Source organism: Methylobacterium sp. HMF5984, from assembly GCF_045033435.1.
GTDB lineage: Bacteria > Pseudomonadota > Alphaproteobacteria > Rhizobiales > Beijerinckiaceae > Methylobacterium.
The window spans coordinates 3,970,440-3,982,635 of record NZ_JBJFLN010000001.1 but is presented as its reverse complement, the minus strand read 5'-3'; the positions used below and the strand labels follow the sequence as shown (position 1 = coordinate 3,982,635).

General features: G+C 72.1%; 12 protein-coding genes. 3 read left to right on the top strand and 9 right to left on the bottom strand.

The window, feature by feature from the left end:
* Positions 1–87: 87 nt before the first annotated feature.
* Positions 88–627 (top strand): formaldehyde-activating enzyme, encoded by a 540-nt coding sequence (gene fae / locus ACFZ8E_RS19370; protein ID WP_147728265.1) that lies wholly within the window; start codon positions 88–90, stop codon positions 625–627.
* Between the two features lie 9 nt (positions 628–636).
* Here fae and ACFZ8E_RS19365 read toward each other — a convergent pair whose 3' ends face one another.
* The 6 genes from ACFZ8E_RS19365 to ACFZ8E_RS19340 form a co-directional block, all read right to left on the bottom strand.
* A complete protein-coding gene (locus ACFZ8E_RS19365) occupies positions 637–831 on the bottom strand; it encodes a hypothetical protein (RefSeq protein WP_243934575.1) in 195 nt (64 codons plus the stop codon).
* Positions 832–1,043: 212 nt separating this feature from the next.
* Positions 1,044–1,241, bottom strand: a complete 198-nt coding sequence (locus ACFZ8E_RS19360; protein WP_405043550.1) for a hypothetical protein — start codon at positions 1,239–1,241, stop codon at positions 1,044–1,046.
* A gap of 86 nt (positions 1,242–1,327) precedes the next feature.
* Complete coding sequence (locus ACFZ8E_RS19355; protein WP_243934577.1) at positions 1,328–1,765, bottom strand: hypothetical protein; 438 nt, start codon at positions 1,763–1,765, stop codon at positions 1,328–1,330.
* 53 nt (positions 1,766–1,818) lie between these two features.
* Positions 1,819–5,142: an error-prone DNA polymerase gene (locus ACFZ8E_RS19350; protein ID WP_243934578.1), complete on the bottom strand. Its 3,324-nt coding sequence runs from the start codon at positions 5,140–5,142 to the stop codon at positions 1,819–1,821.
* On the bottom strand, positions 5,139–6,710 hold the full coding sequence (locus tag ACFZ8E_RS19345; protein WP_405043548.1) for a Y-family DNA polymerase: 1,572 nt from the start codon (positions 6,708–6,710) through the stop codon (positions 5,139–5,141). The genes ACFZ8E_RS19350 and ACFZ8E_RS19345 overlap by 4 nt, the downstream gene beginning before the upstream one ends.
* Complete coding sequence (locus ACFZ8E_RS19340; RefSeq protein ID WP_243934580.1) at positions 6,634–7,641, bottom strand: ImuA family protein; 1,008 nt, start codon at positions 7,639–7,641, stop codon at positions 6,634–6,636. The genes ACFZ8E_RS19345 and ACFZ8E_RS19340 overlap by 77 nt, the downstream gene beginning before the upstream one ends.
* Here ACFZ8E_RS19340 and ACFZ8E_RS19335 point away from each other — a divergent pair.
* Positions 7,640–8,494: a collagen-like protein gene (locus tag ACFZ8E_RS19335; RefSeq protein WP_405043547.1), complete on the top strand. Its 855-nt coding sequence runs from the start codon at positions 7,640–7,642 to the stop codon at positions 8,492–8,494. The genes ACFZ8E_RS19340 and ACFZ8E_RS19335 overlap by 2 nt on opposite strands.
* 189 nt (positions 8,495–8,683) lie before the next feature.
* Here ACFZ8E_RS19335 and ACFZ8E_RS19330 read toward each other — a convergent pair whose 3' ends face one another.
* On the bottom strand, positions 8,684–9,367 hold the full coding sequence (locus tag ACFZ8E_RS19330) for a spermidine synthase (RefSeq protein WP_243934583.1): 684 nt from the start codon (positions 9,365–9,367) through the stop codon (positions 8,684–8,686).
* Positions 9,364–10,650 carry a TIGR03862 family flavoprotein gene (locus ACFZ8E_RS19325; protein ID WP_405043546.1) on the bottom strand — a complete coding sequence of 429 codons (1,287 nt, stop codon included), beginning with the start codon at positions 10,648–10,650 and terminating at the stop codon, positions 9,364–9,366. Before ACFZ8E_RS19325 ends, ACFZ8E_RS19330 begins: the two co-directional genes overlap by 4 nt.
* A gap of 212 nt (positions 10,651–10,862) precedes the next feature.
* Between ACFZ8E_RS19325 and ACFZ8E_RS19320 the strand changes: the two genes are divergently transcribed.
* On the top strand, positions 10,863–11,879 hold the full coding sequence (locus ACFZ8E_RS19320) for a TerC family protein (RefSeq protein ID WP_147843901.1): 1,017 nt from the start codon (positions 10,863–10,865) through the stop codon (positions 11,877–11,879).
* Between the two features lie 9 nt (positions 11,880–11,888).
* On the opposite strand, the gene ACFZ8E_RS19315 is transcribed toward ACFZ8E_RS19320, so the two are convergent.
* Positions 11,889–12,176 (bottom strand): hypothetical protein, encoded by a 288-nt coding sequence (locus tag ACFZ8E_RS19315; RefSeq protein WP_405043545.1) that lies wholly within the window; start codon positions 12,174–12,176, stop codon positions 11,889–11,891.
* Positions 12,177–12,196: the final 20 nt, after the last annotated feature.

Sequence of the window (12,196 nt, the reverse complement as noted above, 5' to 3'; positions counted from 1 at the left end):
GGTCCGGCGGTTGACGAAGCTCTCCGGGGATGATGTCTGCGCGGCCGACCGCGCCTCGCCGGGGCGCCGCTTCCAAGGCCGAGAGACATGTCCGAGATCTGGTTCCGCACGGGCGAGGCGACGGTGCTCGCCGCCGAGGGGCAATACACTGACGCGATGCCCGAGGTGCTGATCGGCTCGACGCGGGGCCCGGTCGGCCAGGCCTTCGCCGGCATGATGGGCCAGGTGCAGGGCCACACCCGGATGTTCGTGGTGCGCGACCTCAACCAGCTCGTGCGCCCGGCGACGATGATGACCACGAAGGTCACGATCCACACCGCGGAATACGCCGAGCTTCTCGGCGGCGTGGTTCAGGCCGCGACCGGCGACGCGATCGTCGATTGCGTGATCGAGGGCATCCTGCCCAAGGACGGCTTGGACGAGCTGTGCATGATCATCATGATCTGGCTCGACGAGCGCTGCGGCGCCGATCCGAACGTGGACCGCAAGGACCTCTACCGCACCAACTACGAGGCGACGAAGCTCGCCATCGGCCGGGCCATGCGGGGCGAGCCGACGATCGAGGAGCTCATCGCCAATCGCAAGACGGTGAAGCACTACGCCCTCGAGGACGTGGTCGAGTACTGAGGCGAACGCTCAGGCCGTCCTCCGCGCGCGTGCCAGGGAGGTGCGCGCGTAGAGGTCGACGACCCGGCAATCCAGGCCGGCGGCGGACAGGATCAGGCGCTCGCCGGGATCGGTCAGGCGTCGCGTGATCCAGCCGCCCGGGTCGCGGATGGCGAGCGTCACCGCGACGACCGGCTGTTCGATCAGCAGGACGACCTCGCACATCGGCAGGGCCTGGTAGCCTGCCAGCTTGATCGCGATCTTCCCGCGGTTCGAGCCCGAGGGCTTCCGGCGGTCGCTGGTGGAGATGATCTCGGCGCGAGGTAGCAGGTCCCGGAAACGCTTCGGCCGGGCTCGAAGTCGGATCGATCGATCACGGCGGCGTCGGGAACGTAGGCGTTCCCCTCGATCACCGGCCGAAGGTCGATCGCCGGGTTCTACAGGACCACACGGTCGGAGCCGATCCGTTCGAGGCCCTCACTCAGCCGCCGGTCGAGGTTTCCGGCGATGATCTGATGATTGATGCTCGGCTGCGCCTGCATGACGAAACGCCCTTCGATGAGTTCCCATTTCTCCTCGTCGATGGGGCGCGACGAAGTCCCAGAAGCTTCGATGCGCGTCGAGGCGGGAAGCATCCGTCAGCAAGGCGGGCATGATGGGCTCCGTGCCGAGAACGTCTGCGAGAGAGATCGGCCCGACCGCGCGACCGGTCAAGAGCATGTCAGCCCGGCGGGATGCGGCCGACCGAGCAGAGGGTACGGATCGAGCCGGTGCTGTCGGTGTAGCAGCTCGCCGACCAGCCGTTCTGCTGGACGAACGACTTGCGCCGCTCCGAGAGCGCGGTGGCATGCGCCGTGGCGATGATGCCCTGGACCGCGCCGGCCGACTCGCCGACGAGCAGCTCGGAGGCGATCGACAGGTCGCGGAAGAAGGCGGCCGACGGCGTCGTCTCGCCGGAGCTCGCCTGGACGATCGGCTCGGCCCGGCAGGTCAGGTCGAGCTTGATCGCGCCGGGCACCCGGATGTCGATGCTGGGGCCGGCGCGGCGCCCGACCTTGCCGCCTGTGGCGGCGGCGACCCTCTGGGCGAGGCCGTCGCATTCGTCGGCGCGGGCAGCGGCGGGGATCAGCAGGAGGCAGGCGAGGGCGAAGCGAAGCATGGCCGCACCATACGCGCAGCCGGTCGGCTGTCGAGGCTCGGCGCGCGGCGCCCTCAATGGAAATCCCGGCTGCGATAGGTCCGCCGGTCGGTGGGAGCCCCGAAATCGTTGGTCTCGGGTGGCAGGCGCACGCCGCCGGCGCGAAGCTCGAGCAACTCCTCCGTCAGGTCGCGGAACCGCTCGGCGACGAGGTGGACCACGCCCTCGGCCCGCTGCACCCGGCCCTGCACCGCGAGGAAGCGGGCGTTCATCGCGGCGCGGCGGTTGGCCTCGAACACCTTCTTCCAGACGATGACGTTGGCGATGCCGGTCTCGTCCTCGAGGGTCAGGAACACCACGCCCTTGGCGGTGCCGGGCCGCTGCCGCGTCAGCACCAGCCCGGCCACGGTGACGCGACCGTTCTGGGGAAAGCCGGGATCGTGATGCTCGCGGGCCGGGACGGCGCCGATCCGGGCGAGCCGGGCGCGGAAGAACGCGACCGGGTGGCCCTTCAGCGAGAGCCCGGTGGCGGAATAATCCTCGGCCACCTGCTCGGAAGCCGGCATCGGCGGCAGCGCCACGGTCGGCTCGTCGCGGAAGAGCCCGTCGTCGGCATGGAAGGCGAAGAGCGGCAACGGCGCCTCCAGCAGGTGCGCGCGCCGGCCGAGGGCTTCGTCCGGCACGGGCTTGGCGATGCGACCGCCCTCCAGCGTCCGCACCATCCACAGGGCCGCCCGCCGGTCGAGGTCGAGGGACCGGAACGCGTCGGCCTCGGCCAGCCGCTCCAGGGCGTTGCGGGACAGCGCCAAGGCCGCCTGCAGGCCCTCGATGCTGGCGTAGCCGTTGGCCCGCAACGCCACGAGCCGGCGCATCGCAGCCTGCGGCAGCCCGGTGATCTGCCGCAGGCCGATCCGCACCGCGAGCCGCTTCGGCACCCCGGGCGGGGGAACCTCCGCGGCCGGCTCCAGGGTGCAGTCCCAGTCGCTGGCATTGACGTCGGGCCCGCGCACCTCGACGCCGTGGGCGCGGGCGTCGCGCACCAGCTGCGCCGGCTGGTAGAAGCCCATCGGCTGCGAATTGAGGATCGCGGCCAGGAACACGTCCGGGTGCCGGCATTTCAGCCAGGCCGAGGCGTAGACCAGCAGCGCGAAGCTCGCCGCATGGCTCTCCGGGAAGCCGTAGGTGGAGAACCCGCGGATCTGCGCGAAGCAGCGCTCGGCGAAGTCCCTCGGGTAGCCCCGTCCGGTCATCCCGCCGATGAACTTCTGCTCGAAGCCGCCGATCGTGCCGACGTGCCGGAAGGTCGCCATCGCCCGGCGCAGGCCGTCGGCCTCGGCCGGGGTGAAGCCGGCCGCGGTGATCGCGATCTGCATGGCGTGCTCCTGGAACAGCGGCACGCCGAAGGTCTTTTCGAGGACCTTCTCCAACTCGTTAGCCGGCCCGTGATCGGGGTGGGGGGCCGGGTATTCCACCGGTTCGGCACCCGACCGCCGCCGCAGGTAGGGGTGCACCATGTCCCCCTGGATCGGGCCGGGGCGGACGATCGCGACCTGCACCACGAGGTCGTAGAATGCGTTCGGCTTCAGCCGCGGCAGCATCGACATCTGCGCCCGGCTTTCGACCTGGAACACGCCGACGGAATCGGCCTTCGACAGCATCGCGTAGACCTCCGGCTCCTCCGGCGGCAGGTCGGCGAGGGTCGGGTAGTCGAGGCCGTAGTCGCGGGCCAGGAAATCGAGCCCGCGGCGGATGCAGGTGAGCATGCCGAGCGCCAGCACGTCGACCTTCATCAGGCCGACCACGTCGATGTCGTCCTTGTCCCATTCGATGAAGGTGCGGTCGGGCATCGCGGCGTTGCCGACCGGCACGGTCTCGTCGAGCCGCCCGCGGGTCAGAACGAACCCGCCGACGTGCTGCGACAAGTGCCGTGGGAAGCCGATCAGCGAGACCGCGAGGTCCACCGCCTGCCGGATCGCCGGGTTTCCGGGATCGAGGCCGGCCTGGGCCACGTGCTTGTCCGGCAGGTCCTTGCCCCACGACCCCCACACGGTCTCGGCGAGCGAGGCGGTGATGTCCTCGGTCAGCCCCAGCACCTTGCCGACCTCGCGGATGGCCGAGCGCGGGCGGTAGTGGATCACCGTCGAGCAGATCGCCGCGCGCTCGCGGCCGTACTTGCCGTAGAGGTACTGGATCACCTCCTCGCGGCGCTCGTGCTCGAAGTCGACGTCGATGTCGGGCGGCTCGTCGCGGTTCTCGGAGATGAAGCGGGCGAACAGCAGGCGGATCTGGGTCGGGTCGACCGCGGTGATGCCGAGGCAGAAGCACACGGCGGAGTTGGCGGCCGAGCCGCGGCCCTGGCACAGGATGCCCCGGCCGCGCGCGAACTCCACGATGTCGCGGATGGTGAGGAAGTACTGCGCGTAGTGCATCTTCGCGATGAGGGCGAGCTCCCCATGAAGGGTCCTCTCGATGTCCTCGGGGACGCCGTCGGGGAAGCGCCAGCGCGCGCAGTCCCAGACCCGTTCCTCCAGGTAGTCCTGAGGCGTCCGGTTCGGCGGCACCGGCTCCTCGGGGTACTCGTAGCTCAGCATCCCGAGGGAGAAGCCGCAGGCCTCCGCGATCTCGACCGTGCGGGCGAGCGCCTCCGGATGGTCGGCGAACAGCCGCGCCATCTCCGAAGGCGGCTTGAGATGGCGCTCGGCGTTGGCTTCCAGGCGGTAGCCGGCCTCCGCGAGGGTGCAGCCCTCGCGGATGCAGGCGATCACGTCCTGCAGCGGACGCCGGTCGGGATGGTGGTAGAGCGCGTCGGACACCGCGACCATCGGCGCGCCGAGGCGATGCCCGAGCTCGGCGAGGAGCCCGAGACGCCGGCGCTCGTCGCCGCGGTGGCGGTGGCTGGCACCGAGCCAGACCCTTCCGGGGGCGGCGGCTGCCAGCGCCTCGACCCGGGCGGAGAAGGCCGCGGGCGGCACCAGCCGCCGCCCGGGGGGCATCGCGATGAAGACCTGTCCCTCGGCCGCCTCCAGCATCTCCGCGAAGGAGAAGCGGCATTCGCCCTTACGCGCCCGCCGGTTGCCCGAGGACAGCAGCCGGCACAGGCGGCCGTAGCCCGCCCGATCCATCGGGTAGGTCACCGCCTCGAACCCGTCCTCGGTGACGAGCCGCACCCCCGGCAGGAACGGGATGTTCCAGATGTCCTTCGCGCCCGGTCGCTCCGGCTTCACCCGCGCCGCCGCATAGGCGCGGACCACCCCGGCGAGGGTGTTGCGGTCGGCGATGCCGATGGCGCGGAGCCCGTAGGCGATCGCCTGCTCGACGTATTCCTGCGGATGCGAGGCGCCGCGCAGGAACGAGAAGTTGGTCGAGACGGCCAGTTCCGCGTAAGCCGCCGCCGTCACGCGAACAGCCCGTGCACGAACCAGGCGGCCGGCCGGTCGGCCAGGTTCGGGCCGTCGCGGTAGAGCCAGAGCCGGCGGCCGGATTCACACTCGACGACGTAGTAGTCACGCGGGACGCCGGACTCGCGCCACCATTCGGGCTCGATCCGTTCCGGCCCTTCCGAATGCGCGATCCGATGGAGGCGGGAGCGCCAGCGGAAGCGGCGCGGCGGCCCCTCCGGCACCAGGGCGATCACGTCCTCGGCCGCCTCGCCGCGGTCGAACAGCACCAGCGGCCGGGGACCGATGCCGGCATCGGGATCGGGCCAGTGCAGGACGACGCGCTCGATGCGCCAAGGTTCGGTGCGCCAAGGTTCGGTGTGCCAGGGGGCGATGCGGTCGGCGCGCTCGGGCACGTGGCTCGCACGGGGGCTCAGGCGGATCACGGGTCGGCCGAAGCGCTGGCGCAGGGCGTCGGCGAGGCCGGCGGTCCGGTCGTCCTGAGGGGCGGGGCCGGTGGCGAGGGTAGCCTGGCGGCCGGGCATCGGGCCGGTGGCGGACACGTCCAGGCGGACCGTCTCGAAGCCGAAGCCGGCATCCAGGCCAGAGCCGAGCCGTTCGAGCCGAAGCTGCAGCAGGCGCGCGACATGGTCGGGGCTGCGGCTCGGCTCGGACAGGCCGAGGTCGAGGGCGCGCACCACGTCGTCGACCCGGTGCAGCGACAGGCGAAAGCCGCGGGCGCCGAGCCCGTCCGCCTCGAGGCGCGGCGCGATCTCGGCCATCAGCCGCCGCACCGTGGCGACGATGATCTCCTGGCTGCCGATCGGATCGAGGAAGCCGCGGGCGGCGCCGTAGCGCACGGGTTCCGTGACCGGGACGAGCGGCTCTGGCCGCCGCCCGGCCGCCTGGTCGAGGCGAACGAGGAGTGCCGTGCCGAAGCGGCGGGCCAGCGGCGGGCGCGGCGCGTCGAGGACGGCGCCGATCCTGCGCAGGCCGAGCCGCTTCAGGGCGACGGCGACGGCTGGTTCGCAGCGCAGGGCCTCGACGGGGAGGGGCCTCAGGGCCTGCTCGGTCCTCTCCGATGGGACGCAAATGGTCTCGCCGCGCCCGTATCGCGCGAGGGCGAAGGCCGCGCCGGGCGTGTCGGCGAGCGCGATCCGTGCCGGGATCCCAGATCGCGCGAGGCGCGCGGCGAGGTCCGCGACCAGATCGGCTTCGCCGCCCAGGAGGTGGGCCGCCCCCGTGACGTCGAGGTACAGGCCGTGGCAGGCCTCGGCCGGGCCGAAGGGGACGACGCACGGCGTGTAGCGCTGCGCCCAGAGGCAGAGCCTGGCGAACGCCGCTGCGTCGGCGGCCGGATCGGCTGGGTGGACGTGGAGCGGGGTCGAGATCCGCGCCCGCACGCGGCCCAGCGGCTCGCCGCGTCGCAGGCCGAGGGCGGCTGCGGCGGGGTTCACGGCGGTGAGCCGTAGGCCGCCGGCCCCGGCGGCGGCGATCACCAGGGGGACGCCATCATCCGGCGCGGCTCCCGCGCGCATCAGGCGCGCGACGGGCCAGTCCGTCAGGCAGATCGAAACGATGCGCGGCATGATCCCACTCCAGGAGCCAGTCGCCCGGCCGGCCGTTGCGGCAGCGGTCGAGCCGTGCGCGCCAACGGGGACGCAGGGTGCAGCCGAACCGGTCGCGCGCCGCGCCGCCGGCTGCGATCCGCCAGCGCGTCGCCGCGCCGTTCGGCAAGTCGGCCCGGCCGGGCCGCAGGATGAGGAGAAGGGGCGGCGCGGTGCCGAAGGATCCGGCGGCCAGCTGCAGGCGCCGGCCTGGCTTCAGCGGAAGCCCATCCGCGACGAGCCCGGCCACCGCCGCGAGGTGCCCGGCGCGCAGCGTCTCCTCGAGGGCTCCGAACACGGAAGCGTCGGCCTCGGCCTCCAGCAGCAGCAGGCGCCCCGGATCGAGCCCGAGCCCGGTGAGGCCGTGGCCGTAGGGGATTGGATGGCCGGGGGCGACGACGAGGAGGGCGTCGCCCGCCGCCCGCGCGAGATGGCGGGCGACCAGGGCCAGCACGAAGCCGAGGGCCGAGGCTTCGTCGCCTGCGCCCTCGGGGGCGACCTCGTGCAGGAGGCCGAGGCCGAGGCCTCCGCCGGGAAGCCGGGCGTCGAGGTCGGCGACGCCCAACGGCAGCACGCCGCCCGCGCCGGGGCGCCGCTCCGCGTCGAGGCGGGCCCGCAATTCCGCGAGCCGTTCCGCCGTGGACGGTCCCTGCTCATCCGGCTCGTCACGCGACCGCTCCATCCCGTCCCAGCTCCGACATGACGTCAGATAAGAACAAAACAAGAACACTTTCAAACGGTTTCGCACCGCCCGAAAATAGTCCCGCCGGGGCAGCAGCTTGGCCTGTGGACGGGTGTGGAAGGGTGTGGATCGGCTCCATTTGGAGGCGGCCATGGCCAGGGTTGACCCCGGTGGCAGCCGGGCGGCAATGTCCCGCCGCCGCGCGATCCGGCGGCGGGGAATGTCCGACATGATCCTTCATCGCGCGCGCTTCGCCACGCTGATCGCCGGATGCCTGGTCCTCGCCGGCGGCGCGCAGGCCCAGCAGCCGGCAGCGCCGGGACTCGATGCGCCCGCCGCGTCCGCACCGGCCCGCCAGCGTGCGCGTCGGCCTCAAGCGCCCTCCCAGCCGATCATGGTCTACGACGCCCGCATTGAGGCCGGCGACCTGCGGATCTCAGGTTCGGTGCGCAAGGGCGGCGCCGTCGTGGTGATGGACGAGGACGTGTCGGTGATGGCCGATTCCCGCGGCCGCTTCCTGTTCCGTCTGGCCTACCGGCCGGGCAGCTGCGTCGTGTCGCTGAAGAGCAACGAGGACGAGCGCGAGGCGGTGATCGCCAACTGCGCCCCCGAGGGACAGGCCGGCGCCAAGGGCGAGACCGGTGTGCGCGGCGAGCCCGGCCCGCAGGGCGTGGCGGGGCTTCCCGGCCCGGCCGGACCGGCGGGCGAGGCCGGCCCGAAGGGCGAGACGGGTCCCAGAGGCGAGACGGGTCCTAAGGGCGAGACGGGTCCGAAAGGAGAGGCGGGCCCCAGAGGCGCGGCGGGCCCCCAGGGAGATGCGGGACAGAAGGGGGAAGCCGGCCCGGCGGGACCTGCCGCCGCCGCGCTCCCTGCCGCAGCCCCCGCGACGCCGTTTCGGGCGGTACGGAGCGAGACCTGCCCGGCCACCGGCTGCGAGATCGCCTGCGCGGGCGGCGAGGTCTTCGTCTCGGCCTACTGCCTCAAGGCCGGCGCCCCGGTCTTCTCGCAAGGCACCGACGGGACGGCAACCGCCTCCTGCCCGTCGGAAGCCGCCGGCATGGTCGGGTTCTGCGCGCGGATGTGACGGTCGCGTCACCGGATCGATCGCGCGAGGCACGGCACGCTCCCTCTTCCAGAGGGGAAGGGTCGGGGTGAGGAGCGTGACTTCTCCGCAAAGCTCACGCCCCTCAACCTGTCCATCTCCTTATGGGAGATGGGACCCGCGCTTCGAACCGGCCGGTCGGTCGCGCAGGGGATGAGGTAATTCCAGGCCTCAGCCGCGGCCGGAACGTACCGCGAGCCAGATCACGTGGCGGGCGCCACCCTTTCGGCCGTTGGCGCGGGTGGGGACCTCCTCGACGCTCAAGCCCGCATCGTGCAGGCGGCGGCCGAAGCTGCGGTCCGGCCCCGCGGACCAGACCGCTAGGACCCCGCCCGGACGCAGGGCGGCATAAGCGGCGCCGAGGCCGGCCGGATCGTAGAGCCGGTCGTTGGAGGCCCGCGTCAGGCCGTCCGGCCCGTTGTCGACGTCGAGCAGGATCGCGTCCCAGGCGGCCGGACGCTCGCCGATCGCGCGCGCCACGTCCACCTCGCGCAAGGTTACGCGGGGATCGACGAGGATGCCGTCGAACACGCCGGCGAGGGGTCCGCGCGCCCAGGCGGCCACAGCGGGCACGAGCTCGGCCACCGTCACCGCCGCTCCAGGAGGCAGCGCACCGAGCGCGGCGCGCAGGGTGAAGCCCATGCCGAGCCCGCCGATCAGCACGTGCGGCGCCCTGCGCGATGCGATCCTGCCGCAGGCCAGGGTCGCCAGCGCCTCCTCCGAGCCGCTGAGCCGGCTGTTCATCAGCTCGTTCTGGCCGAGCATGATCGCGTACTCGGTGCCCCGCCGCCGCAGCCGCAGGGTGCCGCCGTCGCCGGGGATCGAAGCGGTGTCGAGGTTCTCCCAGGGGATCATGCGGCGCTCACGTCCTCTCGTCCGGCAAGCCACGCCGCCATTCCGGCCGCCGCCGCCCGACCGCTGCTGATCGCGCCCTGGAGCAGGTAGCCGCCGGTGGGCGCCTCCCAGTCGAGCATCTCGCCGGCCACGAACAGGCCCGGCCGCTTCCGAACCATGAAGCCCGCGTCGAGCCCGTCGAAGCCGACACCGCCGGCGGTTGAGATCGCACGCTCGATCGGAGCCATCGCGTGCAGGCGCAACGGTGCGGCCTTGATCAGCCCGGCGAGCGCATCCGGGTCGGCCGGCAGCGCGACGCCCGCAGCCTCGCGCAGCACCCCTGCCGCCACCGGCGACAGACCGGCCCCCTTGCGCAGGCGGGTCGCCATCGATTCGCCGGGCCGCGGGTCGGACAGCCTTTCGGCGAGGGCGCTCCTGCTGAGGTCGGGACGCAGGTCGAGCACGAGGCGGGCGGCGCCCTTGCCTCCCGCGTCCTTCCCGCTCCTGTCCTGGCGCTCGATCATCGCGCGCAGGGCCCGCGACACCGCGTAGATCGCACCGCCCTCGATGCCGTCGGCGGTGATCAGCGCCTCCCCCCGCACGATCACGCCGTCGGCGGTCAACCCGATCCGCTTCAGGGGCTGCCCGGCGAAGCGCTCGCGGAAATGGTCCGACCACGCCACCGCGAAGCCCGCATTGGCCGGGCGCAGGGGCGCGACGGCGACGCCGAGATTCGCCAGCATCGTCACCCAGGCTCCGTCAGAGCCGAGGCGGGGCCAGCTCGCGCCGCCGAGCGCCAGCAGCACCGCCTTCGGCCTCGTCCAGCTCTTCCCCTCCGGCGTCTCGAACACCAGGGTGCCGTCCTCGACGGCCACGAGCCGGTGCCGGGTGCGGATACCGACGCCTGCGCCCTCGAGGCGGCGCAGCCAAGCCCGCAGAAGGGGCGAGGCCTTGAACGCTTTCGGGAACACCCGCCCGCTCGATCCGACGAAGGTCGGCTCCCCCAAGCCATCGCACCAGGCCCGCAACGCATCCGGCGGGAACGCCGCGATCGCCCCGGCCAGGCTGCCGGACGGGTGGTAGCGCCGCAGGAAGTCCGGGACGGGCTCGCTGTGGGTCAGGTTCAGGCCGCCGCGGCCGGCGAGCAGGAATTTCCGGCCGACCGACGGCATCCGATCGTAGATCGCGACCCGGTGCCCGGCCGCGGCCAGCACCTCGGCCGCAGCCAGCCCGGCTGGGCCGCCGCCGACGACCGCGACCTCGTTCCGGGAGGCGTCGTCCTGCGCCACGTCGTCGTCTCGCATGTCCATCGCAGCGGAAGGCGTCCGATCGTCCCCGCTGTCAAGGCATGCCTGCATGGCCCGGCATCGCTCGAGCCCGCCCTTGATTCGCCGCGTTCGGGTCTTTAACTGCCGCTCATCGGCTGCGGGCCCCTCTGGCGGGATGCTCTCTCAAGATGCTTCCGTGATGTCGGAGCCGATGCTTTCCTTGCAAAAGAAGCATCACGGTCCCGCTCATGGTCGATTTCCTGTACGTCGAGTGGCTCGGCAAGCCGATCTGGATGTGGCTCGGGTTCCACGCCCTTGTCGCCGCCCTGCTCGCCTTCGATCTCGGCCTGCTCCATCGCGACAAGGAGCACGAGATCGGCGTCAAGGAGAGCCTTCTCCTCACCGCCTTCTACTTCAGCCTCGGCCTCGCCTTCGGCGGCTGGATCTGGTGGTACCTCGGCGCGCAGCCCGCCCAGGAATACGTCACCGGGCTCGTGGTCGAGAAGTCGCTGTCGATGGACAACGTCTTCGTCATCGCGGTCATCCTGTCGGCGCTCGGCATCCCGCTCGCCGCCCAGCACAGGGTGCTGGTCTGGGGCATCCTCGCCGCGGTGCTGCTGCGCGGACTGATGATCGGGCTCGGCGCCGCCCTGGTGCATCAGGCCGCCTGGGTGCTGTCGTTGTTTGCCGCCTTCCTGATCTATGCCGGCCTGAAGATGCTGTTCTCCAAGGAGGAGGACGCCGGCGACTTCCAGGATCACGCCGCCGTGCGGTGGCTCAGGGCGAAGCTGCGGATCACGCCCGAGCTTCACGGCCAGCATTTCCTGGTGCGGAAGACCGATGCCAGGACCGGCAAGACCGCCCTGTGGCTCACTCCGTTGGCGCTCGCCCTGGTGCTTGTGAACGGCGCCGACGTGATCTTCGCGGTCGACAGCGTGCCGGCGATCTTCGCGATAACGACCGACACCTTCGTGGTCTACACCTCCAACATCTTCGCGATCCTCGGGCTTCGCGCGCTCTACTTCGCGCTGGCAGCAATGGTCGATCGCTTCGCCTACCTCAAGACGGCGCTCGCCTTCATCCTGATCTTCATCGGCACGAAGATCGTCGTCGCCGACACCTTCGGCCTCGTCCACGTGCCGCCGTGGGTGTCGCTGGCGGTGACCGTGGTGCTGCTGACGATCGGCATCCTCTACAGCCTGTGGCGCACCCGGGGCGAGGCGCATGCGGATGCGCGCGAAGCCGAGCTGCACGGTCGGGCCTGAGCCCGAGGGTCAGCCGCCCCGGCGGTAGACGCCGCTAAAGCTGATGTTCATGCCGCCGCAAGCCCTGTCGCTGCAGGCGGGCGCGAGGCTCGAGCAGGTGGGGTCGGCATCCGCCGACTCGAAGAATGGCACGCGCCCCTCCGCCACGACCCGTGCGACCTGGCGCGGCCGGCCGAGATCCGGCACGTCCGGACGGGTCGCGGCGGGCGCAGCCGAATTCATCGACGCCCTCCCGCCCGCATTCTGGGCCGAGGCCGGGGCGGCGAGGGCGGCCAGCAACGCGAGTCCGGCCGACATGGGAGGGAGGCGATCCGGCG

Bases quoted from the DNA above. Each gene is read 5' to 3' on its own strand.
- fae (WP_147728265.1), top strand. From the start codon at position 88: ATGTCCGAGATCTGGTTCCGCACGGGCGAGGCGACGGTGCTCGCCGCC.
- ACFZ8E_RS19365 (WP_243934575.1), bottom strand. From the start codon at position 831: ATGTGCGAGGTCGTCCTGCTGATCGAACAGCCGGTCGTCGCGGTGACG.
- ACFZ8E_RS19360 (WP_405043550.1), bottom strand. From the start codon at position 1,241: ATGCTTCCCGCCTCGACGCGCATCGAAGCTTCTGGGACTTCGTCGCGC.
- ACFZ8E_RS19355 (WP_243934577.1), bottom strand. From the start codon at position 1,765: ATGCTTCGCTTCGCCCTCGCCTGCCTCCTGCTGATCCCCGCCGCTGCC.
- ACFZ8E_RS19345 (WP_405043548.1), bottom strand. From the start codon at position 6,710: ATGCCGCGCATCGTTTCGATCTGCCTGACGGACTGGCCCGTCGCGCGC.
- ACFZ8E_RS19335 (WP_405043547.1), top strand. From the start codon at position 7,640: ATGATCCTTCATCGCGCGCGCTTCGCCACGCTGATCGCCGGATGCCTG.
- ACFZ8E_RS19340 (WP_243934580.1), bottom strand. From the start codon at position 7,641: ATGTCGGACATTCCCCGCCGCCGGATCGCGCGGCGGCGGGACATTGCC.
- ACFZ8E_RS19330 (WP_243934583.1), bottom strand. From the start codon at position 9,367: ATGATCCCCTGGGAGAACCTCGACACCGCTTCGATCCCCGGCGACGGC.
- ACFZ8E_RS19325 (WP_405043546.1), bottom strand. From the start codon at position 10,650: ATGCGAGACGACGACGTGGCGCAGGACGACGCCTCCCGGAACGAGGTC.
- ACFZ8E_RS19320 (WP_147843901.1), top strand. From the start codon at position 10,863: ATGGTCGATTTCCTGTACGTCGAGTGGCTCGGCAAGCCGATCTGGATG.
- ACFZ8E_RS19315 (WP_405043545.1), bottom strand. From the start codon at position 12,176: ATGTCGGCCGGACTCGCGTTGCTGGCCGCCCTCGCCGCCCCGGCCTCG.